General features: G+C 59.4%; 1 protein-coding gene. It reads right to left on the bottom strand.

Translation table 11 applies throughout. The annotated features are described in order from the left end of the window. The coding region (locus tag QP415_RS11060) for a hypothetical protein (RefSeq protein ID WP_285100095.1) at positions 1-254 on the bottom strand (254 nt) is incomplete at its 3' end. Between the last annotated feature and the right edge of the window lie 81 nt (positions 255-335).

Here is a 335-nt window from a genome sequence, read left to right as displayed (position 1 = left end):
CCCTTGAACACGGCCGGTTTTACGCCCTCGAGGATGAAAGCATGGGCGGCAGTACCAAAAAGGAGGGCCTCCGAGTCTGCTTTCGGGTGGGTTTGTTCGTAGTGGAAGCGGGCCGCCCCACCGGGTTTAGCCAGGGTTTTCGCTCCCGATGACGACAGGCTGTCCTGGTCGGCGTGGTAATCCGAGTTAGGGATGCCCGGGTATATGCCCGGCTCCCTAGGCAGAGTGGGCTTGCTTTTCTTGTTTTCGCTCATGCCAGGTCGCCGTCCTCGCCCAGCTGTGAAAGCTCAGCCAGGGTGTCGTAGATTGCGTTCCAGGATTCGGAAATGTACTGC

Origin of the sequence: Pauljensenia sp. UMB3104, assembly GCF_030217285.1 — a bacterium.
Taxonomy (GTDB): Bacteria; Actinomycetota; Actinomycetes; order Actinomycetales; family Actinomycetaceae; genus Pauljensenia.
Note: the sequence above shows the minus strand (reverse complement) of the source record. Positions and strands in the feature narration are given on the sequence as shown.